Source organism: Wolbachia endosymbiont of Drosophila simulans wHa, assembly GCF_000376605.1.
Taxonomy (GTDB): domain Bacteria; phylum Pseudomonadota; class Alphaproteobacteria; order Rickettsiales; family Anaplasmataceae; genus Wolbachia; species Wolbachia pipientis.
The window spans coordinates 571,060-596,254 of sequence record NC_021089.1 but is presented as its reverse complement, the minus strand read 5'-3'; the positions used below and the strand labels follow the sequence as shown (position 1 = coordinate 596,254).

Genomic DNA, 25,195 nt, shown 5'->3' with positions numbered 1-25,195 from the left:
GCACTATGCGCACCTTATGTCTTTATCAAATTTCCGGGTTTTGACCTACACAAGCTGAAATACGCTTATAAAGCATTTAAAACATTAAAAAACGCCAACTTAAAAAATGGATAGTGAATAACTAGCTACCCTAGGGTTTCTTTTGCCTTTTTTTCTGTTTAGTAAATTTCTTAACGTTTATAATTTAGATTAGTTGCAGCTTAAAAGCAGCTAAATCGCGGTTATTAAGTGTTTAGAATAAAAAAACGCCATACTTGAAAGTATAATGTAAGTAATTAGCCAACCACGGGGCTTCTTTTGCCTTTTTTTTCGTTTGGTAAATTTCTTAATATTTATACAGAAGGTGTCATTCCAGTGCTTGACACTGGAATCCAGTTCTTATTATACAGCTATCTGGTGTACTTATTTAAAATTAAGTTTTCTGGATCTCAGTGCCAAAGCACTGGGATGACACCCTTCCTGGCGGAGATTATTCTCAAATCACAATGTTCGTACAGTTGTGGAATGAATTGCGGTATGACGTAGGAAAACCTTAGCTATAGCTTTAGAACTCCCAAAAGGTCAGAAGCATTGAATGACTTGACAGAAAGTTCAAACCCATATAAAATGTCCTTATTTCTTATATGTTAGGTATAGTATCAATTGCCTCAGATCATGCTGGTTATGAATTAAAATCAGAAATAAAACCTTACCTGGAAGCCCTAGGTTACAGAGTAGTAGATCAAGGCTGCACTGCTAAGCAAAAGTGTGTAGATTACCCAAACTATGCTGTTAAAGTTGTAGAAGATATAACAAGCAAAAAAGCAAATTATGGGATATTAATTTGTGGTACAGGTTTGGGCATGAGTACTGTGGCAAATCGTTTTGAAGGAATCTACGCTGCTTTATGTAACAGTGTTGAGATCGCAAAATTAGCTCGCGAGCATGGCAACGCAAATGTACTGTGTCTTGGTGCAGGGTTTACTGCGAGTGGATTAGCAAAAGACATAGTCAAACAATTCCTCGAAACAGAATTTTCAAAAGAAAGCAGACATAAAAAACGCCTTGATAAACTCAGCAATATAACCTCTAAGAAAAAAAAAACAAAAACTTATAACGAAGATGAAATATCAAAATTCGCTAAAATGGCAGGCCAGTGGTGGGATGAGAACGGCAAATTCAAACCATTGCACATGATGAATCCTGTTAGAGTATCTTACATTATTGAGAAAATAAAAGAGTTAAAAAAATGCAATTTAAAAGAATTATCATTGCTTGATGTCGGGTGTGGTGGTGGCATTTTGTCAGAGTCAATGGCACGCGTTGGCATTAACGTTGTGGGAATAGATGTATGTGAAGAAAACATAAAAGTAGCGCATTCACATGCAAAAAAAGTAGGGTTAAATATAGAATATATACACACCAGCATTGAAGAGCTAAGCAATGACAAGAAGTACGACGTGGTTCTGTTGATGGAAGTAGTTGAACATGTGGATAATTTAGAGCTTTTCATGAAAAAAGCGATAGAACTGCTAAAACCGGAGGGGTTAATCTTTATATCCACAATAAATAGAACTATCAAATCCTTCTGCCTTGCAATAATTGGTGCAGAGTACATATTAAATTGGCTGCCAAAAGGTACACATAACTGGAATAAATTTCTCAAGCCGTCAGAAATTGCAAATCACTTAAGAGAAAATAATGTAACGCTGCAAAACATGGCTGGCATGGAGTACAACGTAATAAAGCGTGAGTGGAATCTAACTAAAGGCGTGGATGTTAATTATATACTTTGCGGTTTGTTAGATTTAACTCTATAAAAGCACCATTTTCACTTCCAATACTTTGAAGGATCTTGGCCAGCTTTTATACAGTAGCCTTTATTAGTTAGCGCCCAACCGGAACGACAAGCATAACCTGTACCTACACGTTCATATCCAGGAGCAGCAACACACTTTCCATTCTCCAAGGTTTGACCTTTAAAAAGACAACAAACTTCTTTTTCTGTTACCTTTGTTACAATTTGAGGAGCACCAAAAAACACAGCAACAAACATACCCAGTGCGAAAAGTGCAGGCCAAGGCATTCTGCCAAATATTGCAAGTAAGCTTGAACCAATTATTACCACTGTAATCATTGGTCCACCTATTCCATGAACGTAACCTATTACATTACACATTACATCTGTTGCTCCATCAGCGTGTGCATCAAATGCATAGAAAACTATAAATAGAATTACAAGAAAATTTCTCATTGTTCTTTCAATAATCATGCCTGATTGTTTCTTATTTTAATAAAATTTCAGTAAATAGCTTTTTTCAAAAATTATGCTTAACCCAATCAATATTTATTTATTACTGCCTTTTTAATACTATAATTAACTCAGTTGATTTTTATCAAAATGCTAAACCATGGAACAATTCGAGAACTTTTACATCACCACGCCAGTATATTACGTAAACGATAAGCCGCATATTGGTCATGCATACACTTCTCTCTTGTGTGACGTGGTGGCAAGGTTCATGAAACTAGCTGGGAAAAATGTCAAATTTACCACCGGTACAGATGAACATGGACAAAAAATAGAAAAAGCAGCTAAAGCAAAGGAAATGCAGCCAAAAGAATTTACAGATGATGTGAGCGTTTCATTTAAAGAATTGGCTAAGTTCATGAATTTTGAGTATGACGATTTTATTCGCACTACGGAGGAACGTCACAAAAAAGCAGTTATAGCTTTATGGAATAGACTTGAAGAGAGAGGGCAAATATATTTGGATTCCTATTCGGGTTGGTATTCAGTTCGTGATGAAGCATTTTATCAGGAATCAGAGCTGATAGATGGCAAAGCACCAACAGGCGCAGAAGTTCAGTGGATAAAAGAAGAGAGCTACTTTTTTCGCTTGTCAAACTGGCAAGACAAATTACTGGAACTCTATAAAAATCAGCCAAGTTTTATCTTTCCTGAGAGCAGAAGAAATGAAGTGATATCGTTTGTAAGATCAGGGCTCATTGACCTCTCAATCTCTCGCACTAGTTTTAACTGGGGAATAAAAGTACCAGGTAATGACAAACACGTAATCTATGTCTGGATAGATGCATTAACCAATTATCTTACATCAATAGGTTTACCTAGTACTGAAGGTGAGGAATATAAGAGGTTTTGGGCAGAACCAGAAACACAGATTCCAGTGTCAAGCACTGGAATGACACCAAACCAAGGGAAAACGCAGATTCCAGTGTCAAGCGCTGCAAACCTAGCTGACAACTCTTTCAACGTTCATGTAATCGGTAAAGACATATTGCGCTTTCATGCTGTATATTGGCCAGCGATTCTCCTTGCAGCAGACCTACCACTGCCAAAACAAATTGCAGTTCATGGTTGGTGGTTGAACGAGGGAGAGAAAATATCCAAGTCCCTTGGTAATGTCATAGATCCAATTGGCCTCGCTCAAGAGTTTGGTGTTGATCAGCTACGCTATTTTCTCCTCAGGGAAGCAAGCTTCGGCCAAGATGGCAACTTTAGTAAGAAAAATATGATCAGCCGGATAAATTCAGAACTGGCAAACAACATAGGCAATTTAGTGCAAAGAACAATTTCATTTTTACACAAGCAATGTTCTGGAATTGTACCAACAATCGATCAAAGCCTACTTAAAGGTGAAGAAAGTCTTCCAGGTTGCAAAGCTATACTCGATCAAGTGATGAATCACCTATCAAAGTATGAATTTAACCATATCATACTTCTAATCATCAACATCTCTTCTGAAGCAAATGCCTACATAGACAAAAGTGCACCCTGGACACTAAGCAAAACTGACAGAGAGCGCATGAATTTAGTAATTTACAAGTTACTGGAATATATCAGGATAATAGGCATTTTATTGCAGCCAATCGTTCCCAAGTCAGCAGAGATGATACTAAATCAACTGCAAATTCCGAAAGAACAACGAGATTTAAAATCTTTGTGCGACGCGTGCGTAAGTTCAGGCATAACATTGCCTAAACCTACGCCGGTTTTTTTGAGGGTTGATGCTAAAGAGGAGAAATAGTGTAAAAACTATTTCTCCTGGATGGGATTATCTTTAGTTAACGACGGTGCACACCGCTGTCTACATATTCAAGTTAGGTGGCAAGTGCCTTAGTTACTTTAGCACAATATGGTTTAGTAACATCAGCACCTATCACTACTACTTCAGTCATTGCCGACTTAACCTTTCCTAGGCTCCATGCAAACCAGCCTTGACCATTTTCTTCTTTAGTTGGCTGACTTTCTGGGCTAGAAATCTCAGTACCTTTTTCATCACCAGATTCTGCATCATAAAATACATCCTGATCCTCAGAAAGACTCATTAAATAACTTTTAGCAGCATCAACATTTAAATGATCAGGTTGCTTAGGAACGTTATCAATATTCATCTGATTTTCCTGGCTAGGAGTCTCAGTTTTTAAATTTTCTTGTGTAGCCACATTCTTTTTTTCATCAGTTTGCTCTCTTAAAAATTGCCTTACCATCTTCTGTTTTTCTCTAAACAAAAAATCAAATAATATTGGAGAAAGCTCTAGCTTTGCCCCCTCTGGAATAACAATACCATTACCTTGAGATTCACTTGAAAGTTGACTAGCACCACTTGCTTGATCTGCCTTATTACCAAACATCAAGTTTTTAACACTATTCCAGTATGGTGAAAATTTTTCTGAGACCCATGAAAATTCTATTTTAGTTGATGGCATAGTATCATAAACATTTTTTAATTTATTTCCAACACTACTAATTGTCCCTTTTGCTGACTCAATTGATGTATCACAAGTGTTTTTCAAGCTGCTTCCAAAGCTATTAAGTGCACTTTTTACTGGTTCAAATGACGTACCATAAACATCTTTTAAGCCATCTTTAACAATACGAGTTACACGACCACTAATAAATGCTTCTTTTGTAGAAGTAAATGCTTTTTCAGATGCTGTTTTGATATCCTTTGCAAACTCAGCTGATGGCATAGTATCATAAATATTTTTTAATTTATTTCCAACACTATTAAATTTCCCTTTTGCTTGTGAAATAATGGCTTGCTCTTGAGTTTGTACTTCGAAATCTCTCTTAGTAAGCTGCTGGTTTATGCTATCAAATTCTACCGCATTACCTGGCTGAGAAGCATTAATCCTTCTGGTTGCAGCCAACTCATTTTTCATTCTAAAAATCTCCCGATCTTTCTCAGAAATAGTTTTATCTTTATCTTCTATCTCTTTTGCTTGATTAGCCAGTTGAGTATTTTTTTCGGATATTTCTTTTACTTTCTCAGAAATTATTTTACCTTTAGCTTCTACTTTTTTCATCAGAAAGCTGAGCTTCCTTCTCAGAAATAGTTTTGTTCTTACTAACTGCTGCATACGAAAGTGCAATAGCTACAGCAGAAAATACAGCACCACCAATAATAAATGGAAGGCCAACACTTAATGCTGCAACTGGAGCTAAGAAACCAATATAAGGAGCTGCAGCAAACACTCCAGATGCTAATAAAGTTAAAGCAGCCAGAGTTCCAGCTATATAATAGGGTACATTGTTTTTATTCATCATCTCACGTATTATAAAATATAATACCATATATAAAAGGATTTTTAAGAAATTGTCAAGCTATCTTTACATAAAAAAAATAATCAATGAACTTGGGAACAAGAAGATTGCTGCCAAGCTATGAACTATGCCTTTCCGTGTAATCTTTGAATGCACCTCTGTTAGAGTCAAAATATAGCTTCACACTGCCAATTGGTCCATTTCTCTGCTTTGCAATAATGAGCTCTGCAATGTTTCTAATTTTTTCCATTTTCTCTTGCCATTCCCGATGTTTATTGTTTCCTTCATTTGGCTGTTTTCTTAGTTCATAATACTCTTCTCTATAGAGAAACATTACTATATCTGCGTCTTGCTCTATGCTCCCTGAATCACGTAAATCAGAAAGTTGTGGTTTTTTATCATCCCTCTGCTCAACAGAACGAGAGAGCTGAGATAGTGCAACAATGGGAATATTTAGCTCCTTTGCAATTGCTTTCAAACCCTGCGTCACTTCCGAGATTTCTTGCACTCTATTTTCATTACTCCTTTTTGTTGTTCCTCTGATTAGCTGCAAATAATCAATGAATACCACTTCTACATTATATAATTGATACAGCAAGCGTATTCTGGTGCGAAGGGCACTAATTGATAGCGCAGGGGTGTCATCTATGATGAAAGGCAGTTCAGATAATTCTGTACTAGTATTGATAAATTCATGCAATTCAAAATCACTAATTCTCCCGGTTAATGCCTTATAATAACTAATCCCTGAATCTATAGTGATCAGCCTTGCAGTTAATTGCTCTGCTGACATTTCAAGTGAGAAAAACGCTACATAGTGTTGTTTATCTGCTCTTTTTTGCAACATCTTACAAGCATTAAGTGCAATGTTTAGCGCCAATGCTGTTTTACCCATAGAAGGCCTTGCAGCTAAAATTAATAAATCAGATTTTTGTAGACCACCAAGAAGCTGATTTAGATCTTGAAGTCCGGTTGTAACGCCTAGCGCTTCTGGATTATTTTTCAGTGTGCTGATCTTCTCAACTACATCTTTAATTGAACTTGCAAGTTTTATATATGTTTTCTCACCTTGTTTTTTTACTGCCAAATTGAACAATTTTGTCATTGCTTGTTCAATTTGCGCCTGTGCAGGATTTTCAATATCGTAGTTGTAGCTATCACCAACTATTTCTTGCCCGAGCTTAATTAAACATCTCCTTAAGTAAGTATCACGGATTATTCTAGTCAAACTATAAATATCAAGTGCAATACTTGCCTTCGCTGCAAGCTTTGCTAAGTACTCTACCCCGCCACACTCGGTAAACGCTTGGTCGTTCTCAAAAAACATTTTGAGGCTCAGTTCATTGGCAACTATACCGTGTTTCCTGGTTTTAGATATTTGCGTAAAAATACTTTGATGCAGTGGATCATAGAAATTTTCTGCTGTAATTGTGTCTTCAACTGCATCACAGATTCTATTATCACGAATCATTGCACCAATAAGCATCTGTTCAGCTTCTAAATTATGCGGTAATTTACATATTTCCTTATCTACACTTCTTGAACTGAGGAGATTGGCTAATTCATTCATTTTAAGTTTTGAGAGTAACTGTTGATTATTGTAGAATATTTAGTCCTCATTTGAAAGATGTAAAGGCAAAAAAATTTGACTAATTCCGTGTTGCCTATAGCATTAAAACTTAATGCCCCTGTGGTGGAATGGTAGACACGGCAGACTCAAAATCTGTTGCTTGCAAAAGCATGCTGGTTCAAGTCCGGCCAGGGGCACGTTAAATATTGGAAAGTATATATATGTTACATAAATTTTTTAATCGTTTATTTTCTATTTTTTCTTCTATAAATGTTATTCAAAAGGTAAAGAAAGATGAAAATGGGATATGTTATGTAACGGGCCTCAGGCGCTATATATCAGTATTGCTTGATTTGATTATTATCGTTTTGTTCTTGCAGTTTTGCAGCCAAGCCTTAAATCAGCTCTTTATGAACTCAGAGGATAGCAAAATATTAAGTCAAATTGCTGCAAAATCCCCAATGCAAGCACCACTGTCTGCGGAAGAAAAGACAACGCAGAGTAGACTTATAAAATTACTAATCCTAAATCAAATAGTCCAGTTTATTATGCTCTTTTGCTATGTAATATATATGTGGGTAAAGTTTGCTACTACACCTGGAAAACTATTATTTGGGCTTAGAGTTGTGGATGCACAAACTTTCGAAAAGATGACCCTAAAACAAGCAACAAAGAGATTTTTTTCCTTTATATTGTCAGTTGCACCATTGTTCTTGGGCTTTTTATGGTCAAATTTCAACAAACGCTGTCAAACTTGGCACGATAAGATCGCAGGCACAGTGGTTGTCACGAGTAAAAGCCTTAGAAGGCAGAGCTAAAAACTACTTGACACCCTTCGCCAGCCCCTTTATCATGATACTGAAGGTATTCATTTATCTTCAATCTGTGCAGATTAAACGACAACAGTATTACGTATTGGCGTCTTATTTTTAATTTTTTGCACTATGTGCATGCACTGGGATGACACCTCTGGGCACTGCCGTCGTAAAGGAACCAGTGTCAGCTACTCGTATGACAAAGGAGGACAGTGTCTCAGCTACTTTCATGACACCATTTGCTGTCTTTAAAAATGAATGTTCTTACAATTGTGCGTCATGCGCTTTATTAAATATTTTACTTAAAAATCTAATTTCTTATTATACAAGAGATAAGCAATTCATTGATGATGAAAAATTACAAAAAGGGGCATAGAAAGCGCCTAAGGGAGAAAATTATTTTAGATAATGGACAATCATTACTTGATTATGAGGTTTTAGAGCACATTTTATATTCAGCATACAGTAGAATTGATGTAAAGCCGATAGCAAAGAGTTTGATAGAAAATTTTGGCAGTTTGAATAAAGTTTTTAATGCTGACCTGGAAGCGCTGCAAAACGTTGATGATGTCAGCAATGCAGCGATATCTGCCATCTTTTGTGTAAAACAAGCCTTTGTTCGTTCTGCAAGAGAAGAAATAAAAAACCTGCCTGTAATCGATAACTGGGAAAAATTGCTTGATTATTTAAGAATAAGTATAGGAAGCCTCAATAAGGAAAATTTTCGTGTCATCTATATGAATAAAAAGTATCGTCTAATAGCGGAAGACCTGCAAAATATTGGTACAGTAGATCAAACTTCTCTTTATGTCAGAGAGATCATCAAGCGCGCACTTTTGATTGGTTCAACATCCATTGTAATATCTCACAATCATCCAAGCGGAGATACACAACCTTCAAATAGCGATATATCTCTCACTAGACAACTAGCAGAAGCTTGCCAAAGTATAGGAATAGAATTAATAGACCACATTATTATTACATTCAGTAGCTATTTTAGTTTCAAGGAAAATAGGTTGTTGTGAAAGCCTTTATAGCTACAGTAACTTAGATTTACCGACAATCGTCATTCCGCTACGTGTTAGCGGCTAAGAGATACCGTGACGGGATGACGTAGGGGTTGCCGAGAACTTGTCATTCCAGTGCTTGACACTGGAATCCAGTTTTCTTTACAAATTCACCAAAAGTGCTTCATTCTATAACGCAAAACCCATACTCACCAAACCCAATGCATTACTTGCAATTAAGTTTCCTGGATCCAAGTAGTCAGGGCACTGGGATGACACCGTCATAAAGGAACCAGTGTCAGCTACTTTCATGACACCCTTCTGGTAGGCCCAAATCGCAATGTTCGTACAGTTGTGGAATGAATCGCGGTATGACGGTTCGCGGTGGTATGACGTAGTAGCTATTTCTTGCAATCAAGTTTCGTTAAAAGTCAGATTGAATGGTTAAATCTTCCACCCAAATAACCACGCACTCTACTTGCTTGTTTGGATATATTTCTTGTACTAAGGTTTTATAGATTAACATCTGTTTTTTTATTTCATTTAATAAGGAAACAGAAACGTTACGGTGTGACTTGTAGTCAATTATGATTGCTTTATCTTGCGTTATGCATAGCCTATCTAGTCGTACTAATACTGGTTCGCCATCGATTATTCCACTCAGTGTAATCTCTGATTTGCCTCCTAAGTCAAACAAATAGCCATATTTTTCATTAAAGGCCAATATTTTACTGTAAATTTCATCCTTATCTTCACTGGTGTTGATGTTATCAAGGTATTTTCTGACCCAATTTTTTCTCCTTTCTTTTTCTATCTTGGGCATATACTGCAATATGCTGTGAATTATTAGGCCTCTTGCATAACCATCTGTCATCCCAGTGCTCTTTTTTTTGTCATTCAAGTAGCTAGACACTGGCTTTTTTTCTCTAGGTTCCAGCGTTACGTGCTGGAATGACATTGATAGGTTTGGCGGAAGAGAAATGACCGGAACGTCAAAGTAATCACGTTTTTTATAAATGTAAGGATAGTTTGCGTTCACACATAGCACTTCAACTTTTTCTTTAAATATTGGCTGTAAGCATGCTTGTTTCTTTTCATATGATGTTCCATACTGAGTGATTAAATCATACCAAGAGCCCTTTTGCACTGTCTCTTTGCTTAAGATGTATAACTCATCTTCAGCACGCGTGAGTGCTACGTATAATAAACGCAAATATTCATTATAATCCTCTAGTTTTTTCTCTCTTTTTACTTGATCACAATAAGCATTGTTGTTTTTTCCACACCAAAATGGCACTTCCATTCCATCAAAGATGATACTTTCATTGCTTCTTGGCACCGTATTTGTATCAACCAAAAATACTATGGGAGCTTGCAGACCTTTTGATTTGTGAATCGTCATTATTCGCACAGCATTGCGTTCTGATTGCATATCATTCTTAATCTCCGGATTATTCTTCTTGATCCATTGAACAAACGCTTGAAGAGATGGGTTTTCAAATTGCAACACAAGGTTCATAAATTCGTCTAGAACCTCAAAGCACTCAAGACCTAGCCTTGCAGCAAATTTCTTCTTACCTGTGCGCAATATATGTGTAAATAGTGCAAGAGGAGACTCTATGCAAGATAAGTTAATGAGATAGTTTAATTCACTATAGATAACCACAGAATAATCCTGAATTCTTTCCCATAGTGAATGCTCTTTACGGTCGTATGCAATGTTAAATAAATCATCCTCGGTGAAATTAAATAGCGGTGATTTTAAAGCATTTGCAAGAGCTAAATCATTTGCCTGGAGGAGTAAAAATTCGGCCAAAGCTATTAAGTCCTGCACGGCTATATAGTCCATAATTCTAAAATAATCCCGGCCTACAACTGGCACATTTGCTTTTTTAAGTTCGCTTATTATGTAATCAACTAACACGTTTCGTTGTCGCACCAAAATCATAATGTCTCTTGGCTCTATATGGCGATCTTTAGCGACTAAAATCCGCCCTTCGTTTAACCAATTGTGAATTCTGTTAGCTATTGTTTGAGCAAGTAATCGATCTGCTATTGTATAACCTTCCTTGCATGTCAGAGGAATTTGTAAAGCTCGCTGTTCTTTCTCTTTGCGCCTTGGTAACGCTGGCCAAATTTCAATATATCCTTGGTCATTTTCTCTATGTGGAACATGTTTTATTTCATTATCATTAAAAGATATTTCTGCGCGGAAGTTATTAAATATTCTATCTACAAGCATCAAAACTTCTGGAGTTGAGCGAAATGACTTTTCAAGTTGGCATGATATCCAATCTCTACCACCAGTTTTCGTATGAAAGTATTGTTGCATATAGTTGAATAGATGGGGATTTGCTCCTTGAAATCTGTATATTGATTGTTTTACGTCACCAACTACAAATAAGGTTCGCTTTTCATCATTACCGGCAAAAAATTCATCGCAGAGATTTGTTATAATTTTCCACTGGCTGATGCTATTGTCTTGTGCCTCATCAACAAGGATGTGATCTATTTTTTGATCCAAGTTAAACAATATCCAATCTTTATAGTTTGGATTGCTGAGAAGATTTGTTGCTAAGCCAATTATATCATTGTAGTCAAGCAGTGCATTTTTTGATTTTTCGCTACTGTATAGATCAACATATACTTTAAATATACCAAGTAAGCTACTGGTTCTCTTGAATATTTGATAAGAGTTCATGTCTCTTATATGGGTAAATACTACATTCTGAACGCTCTCTATTATTTGCTCTGCATCTTTGAATTTCTCCAAAATACTTTTTGTTGCAATGGATGATATGCTCTTTTTTTCGTGCGATTCTGATTTTAGAAATACCTTGGCTAGGTTTTCTATTTTGGTGTCATTCCACTTTATTCCGGTGTCATCCGAGTAGCTGACACTGGTTCTTTTTTTCTGGATCCCAGCTGGGATGACAGTAGAATAAAGTATTTCACTATAACTCTGATCTCTTTTACTGCCTTCACTTAATATCTCGGCTAGTCTTCCCACGTGCTCAATTGTTTCACTCTGTAAGTCATGAATTCCATCTGGGGCGCTCAATTTATCTTTGATATATTTCGAATCATTTGCTGACATCGATCTTTTTACACATAAAGTATAAAGCAAATCGCGTAGTTTATTTTCATCAATTTCAGTTGCAATAAGGTTGATATCATCCTGCACAGTTTCGTTATGAAGCACTTTATTGAATATGATGGAATGTAATTCTTTACATTCACTCAGCGTGCAATTTGGAGCAATGCCAGCTTCTATGGGAAAGCTGGAAATTAATTTGTAACAGAAAGCGTGTATGGTTTGTATAGTTAGACCAAGATTTTCCAGTTCAGAGAAAAGCCTTCTTGCTCTTGTTAAATAATCTTTATTTTTTCTGGATCCCAGTGTCACGCACTGGGATGACAAGTAGGGGTACATCGGAAAGAAATCTAGTTGTTCCAGATCCATTATTAATTCACTATCTGAACATATTGCCCACTTACTGAGTATGCTGTGAATGCGATTCTCCATCTCGTTTGCTGCAGCATTGGTGAATGTTAAGCAAAGAATATTTCTTTTGTTTTCTAATAAAAGTCTCAATACTCTGTCTATTAAGATTTTTGTTTTGCCTGTACCAGCGGACGCATTTACCCACACAGAGAAATTAGGATTTATGGCATTTGATCTCATCAGAAGTGCGAGAACCTTATAAAAGTTGACTAGAATAGCATTATACATATAATGTAAAAATAGTGTTAGTGAAGATATATAATGAAAAGTTTTTGTGTAAAGGCGCCTGCAAAAATCAATCTTTTTTTGCATGTTGTAGACAAAAAAGAAACAGGGTATCACTTGATTGAAGGTTTATTTGTCTTTGCTAATCTCTCTAATTTTTTGGAAATAAAAGTAGGTGAGAAGGATTCTAGATACGATAACTCTACAGTTGAATTTATAAACTCCGAGTCTAGAATAAATAACCAGTATAACACTGTAATGAAAGCGGTTAATCTGCTGCTTAGGCATGCTCCTGTACGCACTAAAGTCACTGTAAAGGTTGTAAAAAACATACCAATTGCTGCAGGACTTGGTAGCGGATCCTCAGATGCTGGAGCTGTGGTACGTACGCTAGGGAAGCTGTGGGAGATTGATAGGACGATTTTAAATGAAATAGCCTTAAACGTTGGTGCTGATGTTCCCGCAAGCGTAGATAGCAAGCCAGTTTTTGTTAGAGGTATTGGCGAAGAATTATGCCACATTAAAAAATTCTCTTTACCTACAAATGTGGTGCTTGTGAAACCGAAAAAAAGGTTTTTGAGTACACCAGAGGTATTTTCCAAACATGAAGGAAAATTTTCTGAGCCAATTAAATGGAGCGATGACGCTGAAAAGGATTTGTTGAAGCTTCTTAAAGAGACGAGAAACGATCTTCAAGAAATAGCAATAAGCTTTGTACCTGAAATTAAGGATGTGATATCAACACTTGAGTCACAAGAAGGCTCTATACTTTCTCGCATGTCAGGCAGTGGTGTATCATGTTTTGGAATATTCGATAGTGAGGAAAATGCAAAAGCTGCTGCAGTTAATATCGGAAAAAAGCAACCAGAATGGTGGGTATGTGACACTCAATTAATAGTTTGACTTATGCCCTTAATTTCCGAGAATAAAAATCTTATAAATGGTTACAGGGAAGGAAAATTTTTGGTGAATAATAGAGAATATTGCGGCTCAATTATAATTTTTCCTGAAAAGGTGATTAAATTGAAAGAAAGTGATATAAATAGCAAGGAACATTTTAAATCTTTTTTAACAGAGGAAATAGAAATTTTGATAATAGGTACTGGTAAAACACGCAATATACTAAGTTCTTCAGTGAAGTCCTATCTTATGGAACAAAAAGGTTTAAATTTTGAATTTATGACAACAGGTTCTGCATGCAGAACCCATAACGTTTTAATATCCGAAGATAGATTTGTTGTCAGTTATCTAATAGCCATATAGCATGCTTACCCAGGACTTTTTCATCAATAGTCTAGTTGCAGTAGTTGTAATTAGCCTAGTAACAGGCGCTTTAGGATCGTTTATGATATGGCAAAGGTTATCTTATCTTGGTGATAGTTTGTCCCATTCTTCGTTGCTTGGTGTTGCACTTGCTTTAATCTTTAAGATTAGCCCATCGCTTAGCATAATGCTCATTGCAATTACATTTGCTATACTACTTTCTCTTAATTTTAACAGATTATATTCTGCTGATACGATATTGAACATTGTTACCAATGTAGTTTTATCATCGAGTTTAATACTTATGTCTTTTCTTCCATCTGGCAATAATAGTATTATTAGCTCACTGTTTGGTGATATATTAACGCTCGATCAAAGTGATATAGTATTGATTTTTTTAACCTCTGCAGTAGTTACTTTGATATTAATATTTAGATGGCGTTATTGGTTAATGATTTCAATTAATCAAGATTTAGCAGTAGTTGAAAAAATTAATGTTACCTTTGTTAGACTAGAATTTTTAATCACTCTTGCTATATTTATAGCAATTGCTGCCCAACTAATAGGAATATTACTCATTGCTGCATTTTTGCTAATACCAGCAGCATCTGCAAGGCTCATTTCGAAAACTCCAATGCAGATGATTATTGTTGCAACAGTTTTTTCTGTGATCTCTGGGATATCAGGTCTCATGTTATCTGCAAGTTTTGATTTGTTAACTGGACCTGCAATTATACTTGTTGCAGCGGTATATTTAATTATCGCTTATTTTATAAGGCTAGTATTAAGCAGGTTGGCTTAATTTTGATCTCGAATGTTAATAATTTTGTAATATACTCATTATAAAACATCACTATCTTAGCACAAAATAGTTTTTGCTATACTATTATTTATATGCTAATGATAAGTTGTTAATTTTATGGAGTAAGCAATATGAGCGAAGAAGGATTTTTTTCCAAATATATATCTCAACCTGTGAAAAAATTTTATAATTATATTACAGGAAAAACAGAAGAGTCAGATGATGTAGCAGGTGATGTGCATAATATTGCACAAGGAGACTCAGAGTCTTTGGATACTCATGTACAGTCAAATGAGAATGATATCATATAGATAGCATGAGGGTCACACCATCCAAAGTTAAAAAATTCCTAGAGAAACCTGATGCTTTACGTGGTGTGTTAATTCATGGAAGTGATAACAGTAGGGTTGATTTTTATGTACAAGAAATAATTGCTAATTTGGGTGAGTATTCAGTTCAGGTGATGGATTTTGCAATAGTGAATAAGTCACCCAGTTTACTGTTTTCTGAATTGGCAAACGTTTCGATGTTTACCAGCAAAAAATTAATTAAGCTGATAAATGTGAGTGGAGGTATATCCAAAGAGTTAAAAAACGTATTGGATTATAACGCAAGTGGTCACTATGTAATGATGGTAGCAAGTGATCTTCCATATAATTCTGCGACTAAAAGTTATATGGAGAGTTCAAAAATTTTTGGTGTGATTGCTTGCTATAAGGACAGCAACAGCAATCTTTATGACATTATATCAAGTTACTTAAAACAAAATGATATAAAATGCACAAATGAGATAATCTACCATTTGCAATCTTACTTTAATCATAGCAAGCTGCCTATATGTTCAGAACTTGAGAAGTTAGTTTTATACTTAGGGGAGAGAAAAGACCTAAAACTTACTGATATAGAATTATGCTTTTCAACTTCCGGCAACGACTATGCTACACTTGATGATTTATGTTCTGCCATAGCAAGTAAAGATATGTTGCGCTTCATTAGAATTTCTGATGCATTGGTATCGCAAGAAAATTTTTCACCGATAGCGCTAATTCGCATTATATCAAATTATTTCCTACGCCTTGAAAACGTTTTGCTGTCAGTGCAAGGTGGAATGAGTGAGCAGGCTGCGATTGATCAGCTAAGCCCTCCATTGTTTTTTAAACAATTGCAGAGTTTTAAATCTCATTTGAAAAGTTTGCAACTTTCAGAACTTAAGAAGATCTTGGAAAAATTGATAAGCTTAGAAGTTACCTGTAAAAAAACTGATTTAGATCATAAAATGATTTTTCAACATGCACTGACGGGTAGCTGACTACTCGGATCCAGCCTTTCTTATAATTTCATCAAAATGTTGTATTTTAACATAAAATAGCTGCTTTTATGCCTACCAAAATTCATTCTTTAGTGTGTGTCTCACAAGTATTCTTTGCTAATAGGATATTTTCGAATATAATTGAATATAACTAGATAAAAATACAGATATGTTTGACATTTCAAAAATTGTAATAACACCTGAAATGTTAAAATTAGTTGCTGAAATTGATGAATTTAAAGGAGCATGGCAATTGTTTGGTAATTTAGCTCCAGAACGTTTACAAATGCTCAAGAAAATTGCAACAATTGAAAGTATTGGTTCTTCTACTCGTATTGAAGGGGCAAGATTATCAGACCGTGAAGTTGAGCAATTACTATCCAAACTTGATACACGCTCATTTCGTTCTCTAGATGAACGAGAAATAGCCGGATATGCGTATGTGTGTGAAGAAGTATTTCAAAACTTTAACAAGATGCCATTTACAGAAAACACTATAAAACAGTTTCACATCTGGCTTTTACAATTTTCATATAAAGATCAAAGGCACATGGGAGAATATAAAAAATTCCCCAATCATGTTGAAGCGTTTGATGAATCTGGAAAAAGCTTGGGCATAGTTTTTGAAACAGCCTCTCCATTTGAGACAGCAACACAAATGCAAGAACTTATTTATTGGACTAGCCAGCAATTAGAGGTGAAATCGTTACACCCTCTATTAATTATTGGCATTTTTATAGTTACTTTTTTAGCTATTCATCCCTTCCAGGATGGAAATGGCAGATTATCACGCATTCTCACAACTTTCTTGTTACTAAAGTTAGGGTATATCTATGTACCTTACAGTTCCCTTGAAAGTAATAAGGAGAGTTACTACTTAGCTTTGCGTCGTACTCAACAATCCTTGAAGACGAGCAGCAATGATTTTAATCCATGGCTTATGTTCTTTTTAAGGTCACTACAAAAGCAAAAATTTTATCTTGAACAAAAGGTGTCACATGAAAAAGTGTTAAATCTCTATTTACCACCACTTTCTGCTGAAATACTAGCACTACTCAGCAAACATGGACGTCTTACAATTAAGGATTTGGAAAATATTACTAAAGCAAACTGCAATACCTTAAAGAAGCACGTATCTAATCTCGTAAAGAGTAATCACATTACTCAGCATGGAAAAGGCAGAGCAACCTGGTATGTAATATAGAGCTCAATAGGATATGTATTCATTTTGAATTGTTAAATTATTCAGCTATAGAATATAGATCACAGCTGTACAAACATTGTAGTTTGAGCCCACTAGATCCCAGTGCCCTATTCTTGTCATCCCAGTGCCTTCTCCTGTCATCCCAGTGCCCAGACACTGGGATCCAGAAAAGTTTGCTTGTAAGCAAGCAAACTAGCATAGAAAGTGGTTACAACGTTTTCGATGAGATTGCAGAAAGGCTAGATTCCAGACTGGAATGACATCGTTCACTATGTACCATATTGCAATAGTTGTGGTCAAGGCACTGGGATCTGAAATTGCAGTGTTCGTACAGCTATAGAATATAGATCAGAAGTGACAGAGCTTAAAAAAAGGCCTAACATTCTTAATAAACGTAAAAAGCTTTATGAAAATCAGAGTTGGAGTAATAGGCTGCTTAGGCAGAATGGGCAAAAAAATACTCAATGAATTAATTACAAATACCAAAGTGGAAATAGCAGGTGCTGTTGCCCGTTCAGGTAGTAAGTACATAGATTCAGATATTGGACCAATTATAGCCAATCTAGGAATTAAAGTTACAAGTTCTATTAGTGGCATATTTGAGTCATCTGACGTTGTAATAGATTTTACAACTAAAGAATGTATGTTAGACTGCCTTAAAGCAGCTGTAAAATTTAAAACACCGCTGGTTAGTGGCACAACTGGAATAGAAGGTGTCGATTTGAAAGAATATGCTGCTGAAGTTCCAATATTATGGTCAGCAAATATGAGTGTTGGGGTTAATGTGTTGCTGAAATTGGTAAAAAAAGCTGCTGAGCTTTTAGGTAATGAATATGACGTTGAGATTTGGGAAATGCATCATAACTTAAAAAAGGATTCACCATCTGGAACAGCTATAGAACTTGGCAAAACAATTGCTAACGCTTCAAAAGTGGATTTTCAGTCCAATCAATATTTACATAGTGGTTCAAACATAAGGAAAAAGGGGGGAATAGGTTTTGCAGTATCTCGTGGAGGTGGAGTAATAGGAGATCACAGCGTGATGTTTGTTAATTCTGATGAACGGATAGAACTAAACCACAAAGCAATTGATCGCACAACATTTGCTAGAGGAGCTGTTCAAGCAGCAGTATGGCTATACGAAAATAAAAGAGAAATTCCGGGGCTCTATTCAATGCAGGATGTGATATGAGCAATACACGTGCCTCTGTTAAAGATTTAAATCTCTGGTACGGCTCTAAGCAAGTTTTATTCGATATAAATTTGAATATTTATAAAAGAAAAGTTACTACTTTTATCGGACCATCCGGGTGCGGTAAATCAACATTTTTGCGTTGTTTTAATCGTATGAATGACTATGTACCAGGTTGCAAAACTGTTGGTGAATTAGATATCGATGGGCTGGGTGATATATATTCACGCGATATGGATGTTGTACTACTTAGAGCAAAAGTTGGTATGGTATTTCAAAAGCCAAATCCTTTTCCAAAATCAATATATGATAATGTTGCTTGTGGGCCAAAATTGCATGGTATGGCGAAGGATAAGCAAAAATTGAATGAGATGGTGGAAAATAGTTTAACCAAGGTTGGTTTATGGGAAGAATTGAAGGACAGATTGCAAGATAGCGCACTCAATTTATCCGGTGGCCAACAACAGAGGCTATGCATCGCTCGCGCAATTGCAGTGAAGCCAACTATTTTATTAATGGATGAACCGTGCTCTGCTCTTGATCCAATGGCAACCAATGCAATCGAAAATCTTATACAAGAGCTGAAATTAAGATTTACTATAATTATGGTGACTCATTCAATGAAGCAAGCTAAAAAGTTATCTGATAGTGTAATTTTCTTTCATAATGGCAGAATTGTTGAGTCTGGAAGCACTCAAGAAATATTCGAAAATGCTCAATCTCCCTTAACAAAGGAGTATATCCTGGATCATTAAATTTCTGACCTTACCCAGAAAAAGTGGAGAGAAAGAAAAGAGTTTTTTCGGGTAAAATAAAATTTTGGAGGATTAGAAATGGTAAGAGAATATACGGCAGAATTCAAATTGGAAGCTGTTAAGCTGACAAATGAACAAAGAAAGGTAGGTCAACCAGTTGCAAAAGTAGCAAGAGATCTAGGAATAAGGGATAGTGTATTAGGAAAATGGATGAAGAAACACAACGAAAAAAAGTCGGCAGCAGATGCATTTCCAGGTAGAGGTAACATGGCTCCTTACGACAAAGAGAGGTTTGATTTACAAAGCAAGAGTAACAAGGGAAAGAGACATTTAAAAAAAGCCCTGGCCAGTCAAAAAGAGTAAAATATTTTTTTATATAGTAACTGCTATAAAGTACAGGAATTATGTAGGATTTTCTGCTAGTGGCTACTATAAGTGGACCACAAGAAAAATAAGCAGTAGAGAATCAGCAAATAAAGAGTTATTAGCAGATATTCAAAAAATATATCAAGCTTCTAAATGTAGATATGGAGCTCCTAAAATTCATGCTGAATTGAAGGCTTTGGGTAAAAGTTGCAATTTGAAAACGGTGCAAAGTATTATGCAGAAAAATGACATCAGGGCTATACTGAGAAGAAAGTTTAAAATTAAAAAACAACAAACAGATAATAGAGCTGTAGCCCCCAATATACTAGATCAAAACTTTATTGTTGATCAACCAAATAAAGTATGGGATTACTTACATCAAAACCAAGTAGGGATGGCTATATTTGGCAGCAATAATTCTCACGTATGGTAGTTAATGAGTAGTGCAATAAATAAACAATTGGTTATGAACTCTTTATTAATGGCCATTAATAGGCGTAAACCTGTTAAAAATCTACTGCTGCACAGTGACCAAGGTTCACAATATACTGCGCAAGGGTATCAATATCTCTTAGCTGTAAAGAATATAGATGAGTAATAAAGGCTGTTGTTACGACAATTCTGTTGCAGAAAGCTTCTTTAGCTCATTGAAAAGAGAAATACTTATTGATACTTCACAACACTCTGCTCAACAAACTAGAACTGCAATATTTGAATACATAGAAATTTTTTATAACAAACAACGTCACTATTAACTATTGCATTCCAGAACAATTTGATGCATCATTCTTTTTGTAAAAAACATTCCACACTTTCTCTCCACTTTTTCTGGGTAAGGTCACTTTTCCACTGATCATATTTAATCGCCATAACTTTACTCCTACTTTAACAATATTTTAATTATCATATATTATGGCAAGAAAGTCAACCCTACCTAATTTTGCTTAGTAAGCACACTAACTATGAAACAATCTATATTACCATCAAAAACAGAATTTATATTGCCCACTTCATGTCCGGTTCTTAAATCCTTCACCATTTGATATGGATGCATAACGTACGATCTGATCTGATTACCCCAGCCTATATCGCATTTTTTACCATATTCTTCAGCCATTTTCTGTTCTTTTTTTTCCAGTTCAATTTGGTATAAACGTCCTTTAAGTAATTTCAATGCCTCATCTTTATTTCTGTGTTGAGAACGACCATTTTGGCATTGAACTACAACACCAGTTGGAATATGCGTAATGCGTACCGCACTTTCAGTTTTGTTCACATGCTGACCGCCTGCTCCAGAAGCTCGGTAGGTGTCGATCTTTAGATCCTTTTCATCCACAGCAATATCAATTGAATCTTCTATCACTGGAGTTACTCCTACACTTGCAAAACTGGTATGACGTTTACCATTTGCATCAAACGGCGATATTCTAACCAGCCTGTGAATTCCACTTTCACTTTTTGCCCACCCATAAGCTTTTTCTCCAACGATTTTTATCATTGCAGACTTTATACCAACTGACTCTCCTTCTAATTTTTCTACAACTTCAACTTTAAAGTTGTGATAAATTTCTGCCCACCTTATATACATGCGCATCAGCATTTCAGCCCAATCATTGCTCTCGGTTCCGCCAGCTCCTGAGTGGATTTCTAAAAAGCAGTTATTATTATCTGCTTCACCAGTAAATAAGGACTCTGTTTCTTTATACTTGATTAATTTCTCTAGCTTAGCTAATTCATTTTCAACTTCAGAGAAAAATTCTTCATCATTTTCATCAATAGCAGACTTCATTAAGCTGATGGCATCGTTGTAATCGCTTTCCAGCTTTAAAAACGACTCTACGTCATTCTTAATTTTAGAACGTTCTTTTAAAACTTCTTGTGCTTTTTGGTTATCTTGCCATAGGTCATCATTCGACGCTTGGGAGTCAAGCTCTTCAAGGCGCAACTTTAATTTTTCTATGTCAAAGACACCTCCTGATAAGAGAAATACTTTTATTTAAGCTTTGAAAGTGTTCAAGAATTTCTGGATAAGTTTTCATTATACTTTAGATTTTAATATATTTACTATCAATAACAATAACAGTAAACAAAATAGAAATTTAACCATATGATAGTTAATTTAAATAATTTCATTATACTTTAATGTTTAAGGAAATCAAGCGCGTATATTTATTAAAAAATAAGGTAAAGTAATGAATATTAAAATAAGTTCTCATTATGGTTTAGACAAAAAGGCTATTGATGACTTAATAGAGTCACTTGATAACGAGGAGCTAGAGAATGTTTGTAGTATTGTAAAAACGATAGATAGCGTTCAGTTAGCTTATTTTTTATCTACTTCAATCAGTGATCACAGGGAGAAATTAGTTAATATCCTCGATCAACATTTGTTAAGTGATGCCCTAGTGCATGTAGTGCCAGATTTACAAATAGAGATCATAGAAACATTGGGAATAGAAAATACAGCAAAGTTACTAATGCTCCTTGATGTAGAAGATATAGTAACCATAGTGAAAGATTTAGATAGAAAGTCTGTAGAAAATATACTTTACTATTTGCCCAGCAAAACTCAGAAATCGGTAGAGGAGTTGCTATCATATCCAGAAGAAAGTGCAGGAAGGTTAATACATAAAGATATGGTTATAGCTCCATATTATTGGACAATAAATCAACTGACAGAATTTGTGTGCAACTATAAAAAAATACCAGAAAAATTTCACCAGATATTCATTATCAACTCAAAATTAGAGCCTATAGGCAGTGTTAATTTAAATAAGGTAATATCTCACTCAGGAGACACAATAATAAAAGAGATAATGGATCATGACATAAAAATCATTAAAACTGGAGTAGACCAAGAGGAAGTAGCAAGAATATTTAAAGATTACTCTCTATTATCGGCTCCGGTAGTAAATAAGAATGGTAAAATTATTGGTGTGATCTTAATTGAAGATGTGATAAAAGTTGTTCAACAAGAAACAGAAGAGGATGTACTCAAAATAAGCGGTGTATCTTCTAAAGCCGATATAAATGCCCCTATACATAAAACTATAATTAAAAGGCTACCTTGGTTACTGTTTAACCTCTTAGCTGCAACAATGTGTTCCATAGTAGTTGGCTTTTTCGATGATGTAATAAAAAGTTTTATAGTGCTGCCAATAATCATGCCGATAATTGCATCAATGAGCGGAAATGCAGGATCCCAAACAGTAACGCTAACCATCCGGGCAATCGCAACAAAATATCTAACTGAGCAAAATGCAAAAAGAATACTGATGAAAGAATTTTTAATAGGTCTTATAAACGGGGTGATCTTATCTACTATTTCATTAGTAGTGTTAGCAATAAGGTTTCACAACTTCAAAGTGGAGATGATTTTTGTGGTCTCCATGATTATGATGTCAATTATTGCAACGTTCATCGGAACTTTCATTCCTATAATGCTTCATCGCTTAAAGTCTGACCCTGCCGTTTCTTCTTCAATCCTAACATCGGCAACAACTGATATTCTCTCAGCTTTTATATTTCTTGGTTTAGCTACGATCTTTTTATTAAATAGCTAATACTATCTATAGCTATACCGCCGCGAACCGTCATGCCGCGATTCATTCGCGGTATCTCTTAGCATAGATCCCGCTAACAAGTAGCGGGATGACGAGAAAGGGGCTACTTGGATGACATTCTTCCTGGTGTGCCCAAATCACAATGTTCGTACATCTGTGGATTTATTCGCGGTATAGATATCGCTAACGAGTAGCGGAATGACGGTTTTTCAAATTGTCGTAAGTCAGTTTAGCTATAATATCAAGTTTCACCAACTATTTCTCTCTATTAAATAAGAATAAATTACCTATACAAAAATAGATTGGCAATATTTCAAGTCTGCCAAGCAGCATTAAAAACGATAGAAATAATTTTACTTCATTACTGAAAGAGGAATAATTACCCGAAGGACCTATTAAATTACTAAATCCCGGGCCAGAGTTTGTAAGCGTTGCAGAGACTGAACTGATGCTAGTTATAAAGTCTGCATTGCTTAAGTAAGACATCACTATTGATGAAATGGTAAACGTTAACATGAAAATTGCAAAAAATATAAAGACAGAGTGAACTTCATCATTCTCCAGAATTTTTCCATTGAATTTTACTCCATTGTCTGCATCAGGGTTTAATAAAAGGTAAAAGTAATTTCTTATAGACCTTAAAAGAACAATCAAGCGGAAGATTTTGACACCACCACTTGAAGAACCGCTACATCCACCAACAAAGGTTAGAAAAAAAGCTAAGACTGAAATGAAACTCCAATCTATATGATTACAGATTGCATAACCAGTTGACGTAATCAAGGAAGTGATGGTAAATGTGCTGCATCTAAATGATAATGACACTCCTAAATCAACATTTTTATACAACCAAAAACAAGCAAATAAAGATGAGATAGTAGCTATCTTAACAAAGTAAGAGACCTGTTCATCATAGCAAATGTCTAACCGTCTTATAATTTTTAAATAGCTAAGAAAAGGCAGAGAACCCAAAATCATAAAAACGATCGTTATGGCTTCTAGTATGGGATTATTATAGTGCCCTATAGAATCATTATAGTTAGCAAATCCACCAGTTGATACAGCAGACATTCCGTGACATATTGCATCAAATAGTGGCATACCAGCTAGATAATAGGAAAATATGCATAACAAAATTAAGCCATAATATATTGCCGTAACATGAATCACTACGCTTCGCGTGTTCGGCAACTTCCTTTTGGTAGCATCTGAATATTCAGAATAAAGTAAATTATTTAGGCTGAGAACCTTAAACATAGGAAAAACTGCAATTCCTAAAGTGATTACACCAAAACCCCCCATGCCGTGTAGCATTGCTCTCCACAGCAGTATTCCTGGAGATTGTTTTTCAATATCATTAAATATAGTTGCCCCTGTGGTTGTGATGCCAGATATCGTTTCAAACAATGCATCAACATAGCTCAGATTATCAAAATAGAAAGGAATAGCTGCAAACAGAGACAAGGCAATCCAGGTGCAACTAGTAATCGCAAAAATTGCTGGCATTCCATGCAATCTACTTAATTTACCGAGTAAAATAAAAATTGCGCCAGATGTGCAGGTAATTATGAATCCAGCGAAAAAATTTTTCCATTCGTAGCTGAGATACTTATTGGTAATAGCAGGAATAAGCATTGCTAAGCTAAATAGCAATAGGAATATTCCCACAATAAATGCAATTGAACGTAAAGTTTGTAAACGTTGATGATTTTTCATAGAGTTACTTCCTCGCTATACAAAGCCATAAAAGCTACTCTAACGTCAAGCATTTTGTTGGCCTTTATTAACAGTTATTAACAATATACTTGATTTACTTGTAAATATGTATGATAATTAAATTTTTATTAGAGGTAAGATATGGTTGAATTAACTGATGCACAAGAAGAAATTCTAGGTTCATTAAGACAGGCAGTCAGGAATGACAATTTTCAAGAAGTCCAGAACGTACTCAACAATAAGGAACATAATGATATACAAGCAGTTTTGAGCCACGAGGGGACTCTGACTAGTGACAAAGGTACCATTTAAATGATGTTATTGGCTGTACTAAAACTAGCGTTAACACTAAAGT

Annotated in this window: 24 protein-coding genes, 1 tRNA gene and 2 pseudogenes; 18 read left to right on the top strand and 9 right to left on the bottom strand. The window is 35.4% G+C overall.

Annotated elements, in window-relative coordinates; genetic code table 11:
* Positions 1 to 338: 338 nt before the first annotated feature.
* A pseudogene (locus tag WHA_RS07370) lies at positions 339 to 428 on the bottom strand (WPE palindromic element domain-containing protein); the annotation flags it as partial.
* Positions 429 to 623: 195 nt separating this feature from the next.
* Between WHA_RS07370 and ubiG the strand changes: the two are divergent.
* Entirely contained in the window at positions 624 to 1,799 is a 1,176-nt protein-coding gene (gene ubiG / locus WHA_RS02640) for a bifunctional 2-polyprenyl-6-hydroxyphenol methylase/3-demethylubiquinol 3-O-methyltransferase UbiG (RefSeq protein WP_015589098.1), read from the top strand.
* Positions 1,800 to 1,810: 11 nt separating this feature from the next.
* On the opposite strand, the gene WHA_RS02635 is transcribed toward ubiG, so the two are convergent.
* The gene (locus WHA_RS02635; RefSeq protein ID WP_010082521.1) at positions 1,811 to 2,251 is read right to left on the bottom strand and encodes a TrbC/VirB2 family protein; all 441 of its coding nucleotides are present in this window, start codon (positions 2,249 to 2,251) and stop codon (positions 1,811 to 1,813) included.
* 139 nt (positions 2,252 to 2,390) lie between these two features.
* Here WHA_RS02635 and metG point away from each other — a divergent pair, with 139 nt between their 5' ends.
* Complete coding sequence (gene metG, locus WHA_RS02630) at positions 2,391 to 4,028, top strand: methionine--tRNA ligase (protein WP_015589097.1); 1,638 nt, start codon at positions 2,391 to 2,393, stop codon at positions 4,026 to 4,028.
* Between the two features lie 73 nt (positions 4,029 to 4,101).
* Here metG and WHA_RS02625 read toward each other — a convergent pair whose 3' ends face one another.
* The 3 genes from WHA_RS02625 to WHA_RS02615 form a co-directional block, all read right to left on the bottom strand.
* Entirely contained in the window at positions 4,102 to 5,310 is a 1,209-nt protein-coding gene (locus WHA_RS02625) for a hypothetical protein (RefSeq protein ID WP_015589096.1), read from the bottom strand.
* Positions 5,291 to 5,551 (bottom strand): hypothetical protein, encoded by a 261-nt coding sequence (locus WHA_RS02620; RefSeq protein WP_179943640.1) that lies wholly within the window; start codon positions 5,549 to 5,551, stop codon positions 5,291 to 5,293. Before WHA_RS02620 ends, WHA_RS02625 begins: the two co-directional genes overlap by 20 nt.
* Positions 5,552 to 5,666: 115 nt before the next feature.
* On the bottom strand, positions 5,667 to 7,118 hold the full coding sequence (locus WHA_RS02615; protein ID WP_015589094.1) for a replicative DNA helicase: 1,452 nt from the start codon (positions 7,116 to 7,118) through the stop codon (positions 5,667 to 5,669).
* Positions 7,119 to 7,232: 114 nt separating this feature from the next.
* On the opposite strand from WHA_RS02615, the gene WHA_RS02610 reads away from it, so the two are divergent.
* The 4 genes from WHA_RS02610 to radC all read left to right on the top strand — a co-directional run bounded on the left by WHA_RS02610 (position 7,233) and on the right by radC (position 8,958).
* Positions 7,233 to 7,315 (top strand) — tRNA-Leu (locus WHA_RS02610).
* Positions 7,316 to 7,339: 24 nt separating this feature from the next.
* Entirely contained in the window at positions 7,340 to 7,936 is a 597-nt protein-coding gene (locus WHA_RS02605; protein ID WP_015589093.1) for an RDD family protein, read from the top strand.
* A 193-nt stretch (positions 7,937 to 8,129) separates the two neighbouring features.
* On the top strand, positions 8,130 to 8,309 hold the full coding sequence (locus WHA_RS02600; RefSeq protein ID WP_065094818.1) for a hypothetical protein: 180 nt from the start codon (positions 8,130 to 8,132) through the stop codon (positions 8,307 to 8,309).
* The gene (gene radC / locus WHA_RS02595) at positions 8,284 to 8,958 is read left to right on the top strand and encodes a RadC family protein (RefSeq protein ID WP_015589092.1); all 675 of its coding nucleotides are present in this window, start codon (positions 8,284 to 8,286) and stop codon (positions 8,956 to 8,958) included. The genes WHA_RS02600 and radC overlap by 26 nt, the downstream gene beginning before the upstream one ends.
* 171 nt (positions 8,959 to 9,129) lie before the next feature.
* Here radC and WHA_RS07240 read toward each other — a convergent pair whose 3' ends face one another.
* Both WHA_RS07240 and WHA_RS02590 read right to left on the bottom strand, forming a co-directional pair.
* Complete coding sequence (locus WHA_RS07240) at positions 9,130 to 9,252, bottom strand: hypothetical protein (RefSeq protein ID WP_255324787.1); 123 nt, start codon at positions 9,250 to 9,252, stop codon at positions 9,130 to 9,132.
* Positions 9,253 to 9,364: 112 nt separating this feature from the next.
* The gene (locus WHA_RS02590) at positions 9,365 to 12,625 is read right to left on the bottom strand and encodes a UvrD-helicase domain-containing protein (protein WP_015589091.1); all 3,261 of its coding nucleotides are present in this window, start codon (positions 12,623 to 12,625) and stop codon (positions 9,365 to 9,367) included.
* Between the two features lie 81 nt (positions 12,626 to 12,706).
* On the opposite strand from WHA_RS02590, the gene WHA_RS02585 reads away from it, so the two are divergent.
* From WHA_RS02585 to WHA_RS07500, 10 genes and pseudogenes are all read left to right on the top strand, one after another.
* Positions 12,707 to 13,573, top strand: a complete 867-nt coding sequence (locus WHA_RS02585; RefSeq protein WP_015589090.1) for a 4-(cytidine 5'-diphospho)-2-C-methyl-D-erythritol kinase — start codon at positions 12,707 to 12,709, stop codon at positions 13,571 to 13,573.
* Positions 13,574 to 13,576: 3 nt separating this feature from the next.
* Positions 13,577 to 13,933 (top strand): Mth938-like domain-containing protein, encoded by a 357-nt coding sequence (locus tag WHA_RS02580; RefSeq protein WP_015589089.1) that lies wholly within the window; start codon positions 13,577 to 13,579, stop codon positions 13,931 to 13,933.
* 1 nt (position 13,934) lies between these two features.
* Positions 13,935 to 14,735, top strand: a complete 801-nt coding sequence (locus WHA_RS02575; protein ID WP_010962536.1) for a metal ABC transporter permease — start codon at positions 13,935 to 13,937, stop codon at positions 14,733 to 14,735.
* A 131-nt stretch (positions 14,736 to 14,866) separates the two neighbouring features.
* Positions 14,867 to 15,046 (top strand): hypothetical protein, encoded by a 180-nt coding sequence (locus tag WHA_RS02570; RefSeq protein ID WP_010082539.1) that lies wholly within the window; start codon positions 14,867 to 14,869, stop codon positions 15,044 to 15,046.
* Positions 15,047 to 15,051: 5 nt separating this feature from the next.
* Positions 15,052 to 16,044: a DNA polymerase III subunit delta gene (gene holA / locus WHA_RS02565; RefSeq protein WP_015589088.1), complete on the top strand. Its 993-nt coding sequence runs from the start codon at positions 15,052 to 15,054 to the stop codon at positions 16,042 to 16,044.
* Between the two features lie 169 nt (positions 16,045 to 16,213).
* Positions 16,214 to 17,248: a Fic family protein gene (locus tag WHA_RS02560; protein ID WP_015589087.1), complete on the top strand. Its 1,035-nt coding sequence runs from the start codon at positions 16,214 to 16,216 to the stop codon at positions 17,246 to 17,248.
* An 83-nt stretch (positions 17,249 to 17,331) separates the two neighbouring features.
* Complete coding sequence (locus tag WHA_RS06890) at positions 17,332 to 17,508, top strand: hypothetical protein (protein ID WP_153801318.1); 177 nt, start codon at positions 17,332 to 17,334, stop codon at positions 17,506 to 17,508.
* 146 nt (positions 17,509 to 17,654) lie between these two features.
* Positions 17,655 to 18,440, top strand: coding sequence for a 4-hydroxy-tetrahydrodipicolinate reductase (dapB, locus tag WHA_RS02555; RefSeq protein WP_010962542.1), 786 nt, complete (start codon positions 17,655 to 17,657; stop codon positions 18,438 to 18,440).
* Entirely contained in the window at positions 18,437 to 19,195 is a 759-nt protein-coding gene (pstB, locus tag WHA_RS02550) for a phosphate ABC transporter ATP-binding protein PstB (protein WP_006280935.1), read from the top strand. The genes dapB and pstB overlap by 4 nt, the downstream gene beginning before the upstream one ends.
* Before the next feature lie 78 nt (positions 19,196 to 19,273).
* A pseudogene (locus tag WHA_RS07500) lies at positions 19,274 to 20,359 on the top strand (IS3 family transposase).
* 136 nt (positions 20,360 to 20,495) lie between these two features.
* On the opposite strand, the gene prfB reads toward WHA_RS07500, so the two are convergent.
* Positions 20,496 to 21,600, bottom strand: a protein-coding gene (prfB, locus tag WHA_RS02535) for a peptide chain release factor 2 (protein ID WP_141456981.1) whose coding sequence is annotated in 2 segments (ribosomal slippage) — positions 20,496 to 21,524 and positions 21,526 to 21,600 — 1,104 coding nt in all. Because the reading frame shifts where the segments join, the coding sequence is not laid out codon by codon here.
* A 153-nt stretch (positions 21,601 to 21,753) separates the two neighbouring features.
* On the opposite strand from prfB, the gene mgtE reads away from it, so the two are divergent.
* Positions 21,754 to 23,124, top strand: a complete 1,371-nt coding sequence (gene mgtE / locus WHA_RS02530; protein WP_015589086.1) for a magnesium transporter — start codon at positions 21,754 to 21,756, stop codon at positions 23,122 to 23,124.
* 255 nt (positions 23,125 to 23,379) lie between these two features.
* Here the strand turns inward: mgtE and WHA_RS02525 are convergent, their stop codons facing one another.
* Complete coding sequence (locus WHA_RS02525) at positions 23,380 to 24,840, bottom strand: TrkH family potassium uptake protein (protein ID WP_015589085.1); 1,461 nt, start codon at positions 24,838 to 24,840, stop codon at positions 23,380 to 23,382.
* A gap of 141 nt (positions 24,841 to 24,981) precedes the next feature.
* Between WHA_RS02525 and WHA_RS06880 the strand changes: the two genes are divergently transcribed.
* A complete protein-coding gene (locus WHA_RS06880; RefSeq protein ID WP_167482803.1) occupies positions 24,982 to 25,152 on the top strand; it encodes a hypothetical protein in 171 nt (56 codons plus the stop codon).
* Positions 25,153 to 25,195 lie beyond the last annotated feature (43 nt).

Coding starts and splice junctions, on each gene's coding strand:
- WHA_RS06880 (WP_167482803.1), top strand. CDS start 24,982: ATGGTTGAATTAACTGATGCACAAGAAGAAATTCTAGGTTCATTAAGA.
- mgtE (WP_015589086.1), top strand. CDS start 21,754: ATGAATATTAAAATAAGTTCTCATTATGGTTTAGACAAAAAGGCTATT.
- WHA_RS02580 (WP_015589089.1), top strand. CDS start 13,577: ATGCCCTTAATTTCCGAGAATAAAAATCTTATAAATGGTTACAGGGAA.
- WHA_RS02625 (WP_015589096.1), bottom strand. CDS start 5,310: ATGAAAAAAGTAGAAGCTAAAGGTAAAATAATTTCTGAGAAAGTAAAA.
- dapB (WP_010962542.1), top strand. CDS start 17,655: ATGAAAATCAGAGTTGGAGTAATAGGCTGCTTAGGCAGAATGGGCAAA.
- radC (WP_015589092.1), top strand. CDS start 8,284: ATGAAAAATTACAAAAAGGGGCATAGAAAGCGCCTAAGGGAGAAAATT.
- WHA_RS02620 (WP_179943640.1), bottom strand. CDS start 5,551: ATGATGAATAAAAACAATGTACCCTATTATATAGCTGGAACTCTGGCT.
- metG (WP_015589097.1), top strand. CDS start 2,391: ATGGAACAATTCGAGAACTTTTACATCACCACGCCAGTATATTACGTA.
- holA (WP_015589088.1), top strand. CDS start 15,052: ATGAGGGTCACACCATCCAAAGTTAAAAAATTCCTAGAGAAACCTGAT.
- WHA_RS02585 (WP_015589090.1), top strand. CDS start 12,707: ATGAAAAGTTTTTGTGTAAAGGCGCCTGCAAAAATCAATCTTTTTTTG.
- WHA_RS02615 (WP_015589094.1), bottom strand. CDS start 7,118: ATGAATGAATTAGCCAATCTCCTCAGTTCAAGAAGTGTAGATAAGGAA.
- WHA_RS02605 (WP_015589093.1), top strand. CDS start 7,340: ATGTTACATAAATTTTTTAATCGTTTATTTTCTATTTTTTCTTCTATA.
- ubiG (WP_015589098.1), top strand. CDS start 624: ATGTTAGGTATAGTATCAATTGCCTCAGATCATGCTGGTTATGAATTA.
- WHA_RS02570 (WP_010082539.1), top strand. CDS start 14,867: ATGAGCGAAGAAGGATTTTTTTCCAAATATATATCTCAACCTGTGAAA.
- WHA_RS02525 (WP_015589085.1), bottom strand. CDS start 24,840: ATGAAAAATCATCAACGTTTACAAACTTTACGTTCAATTGCATTTATT.
- WHA_RS02575 (WP_010962536.1), top strand. CDS start 13,935: ATGCTTACCCAGGACTTTTTCATCAATAGTCTAGTTGCAGTAGTTGTA.
- WHA_RS07240 (WP_255324787.1), bottom strand. CDS start 9,252: ATGAAAGTAGCTGACACTGGTTCCTTTATGACGGTGTCATCCCAGTGC.
- pstB (WP_006280935.1), top strand. CDS start 18,437: ATGAGCAATACACGTGCCTCTGTTAAAGATTTAAATCTCTGGTACGGC.
- WHA_RS02560 (WP_015589087.1), top strand. CDS start 16,214: ATGTTTGACATTTCAAAAATTGTAATAACACCTGAAATGTTAAAATTA.
- WHA_RS02600 (WP_065094818.1), top strand. CDS start 8,130: ATGACAAAGGAGGACAGTGTCTCAGCTACTTTCATGACACCATTTGCT.
- WHA_RS02590 (WP_015589091.1), bottom strand. CDS start 12,625: ATGAGATCAAATGCCATAAATCCTAATTTCTCTGTGTGGGTAAATGCG.
- WHA_RS02635 (WP_010082521.1), bottom strand. CDS start 2,251: ATGATTATTGAAAGAACAATGAGAAATTTTCTTGTAATTCTATTTATA.